Here is a 1106-nt window from a genome sequence, read left to right on the forward strand (position 1 = left end):
ACACAACACTCAACCCGAGCACACGCACGTGCAGAACTTTTGCACATTAAAGAATCGCTTCCGTCGCAGCGTCTGAAGCTGTGACATTGTAGTGTGTGCAGTCATGTGCAGTCATGTGCACTGGAAAGCACTGGAAGAAAAAGAGGTGTGCACATAACTGCACATGGGATTTAGTTGACGATTCTCTTCTTCAATCGACGAGAGGAGATGAATCATGTATATCTTGACAAGACCGGGCAGTTTGTGTTATAATTAAATTGGGTAGGAATATTTGTCTTCTATCAACTACCCCGCCCAATAAATTGAGAGGCACTCTACGCAAGAGGAGGGAACGCGCAGTGTCGCTTGAAGCGCTGGGTCCATACACCACTTTAAGTCCCTGGGATCACCGCTACGCGGTAAGTCATCCCAAGCTACACGCCGTTTGGAGTCGGTGTCTTTCAGAGGCGGCATCGCTCCGTTATCAACTTCAGGTGGAAGCCGCACTTGTGGCTGGCTTCGAAGAGATAGGGCTCGCTCCTCAAGGAGCAGGGGAGCGAGTGGCCCAGGCGGCAGCCCGGGTAAACCCGGCGGCCGTTGCCCGGGAAGAGGAGCGAACCCGCCACGCCGTCCGAGCCTTGGTTAACTGTCTGGCGCGGGAGGCCGGGCCGGAGCTCGCCCCTTGGATTCACCTGGGGGCCACCTCCTCTGATATCACAGAGACGGCCCGTAGTCTCCAGTATCGGGAGAGCTTGGACGGGTTCCTCTTGCCGCAGTTGGTGGAGTTGCTCAGTGTCTGGGTGGAGCTAGCCGAGCGGGAGGCGGCTACGCCCCAGATCGGCCGGACCCACGGCCAACATGCGGTGCCCATCACTTTCGGGTTCACTACGGCCTTGTATGTGGAGCGGTTAGGTGGGTGCATTGAGGAGCTCCGCCGGGCCCGAGACCGGCTGGTGGGGAAGTTGACCGGTGCGGTGGGGGCGTACAACGCGCTGAGCTTGCTCGTCGGCGACCCGCAGGATTTCGAGCGGCGGGTCCTGGCACGGCTTGGCTTGGAGCCTGCCCCGATGACTAGCCAGATCCTGCCGCCTGAACCCTTCGCTGATCTTTTCCATGTTCTCACAAGC

General features: G+C 58.3%; 1 protein-coding gene. It reads left to right on the forward strand.

The genetic code is table 11. From position 1 onward, the window contains the following. Positions 1-338 precede the first annotated feature (338 nt). A partial coding sequence (locus ACE4YL_RS08630) for a lyase family protein (RefSeq protein ID WP_461369523.1) occupies positions 339-1106 on the forward strand: 768 nt, incomplete at its 3' end.

The sequence above is a fragment of the Candidatus Darwinibacter acetoxidans genome (assembly GCF_041936445.1).
Taxonomy (GTDB): Bacteria; Bacillota; Limnochordia; order Darwinibacteriales; family Darwinibacteriaceae; genus DTU010.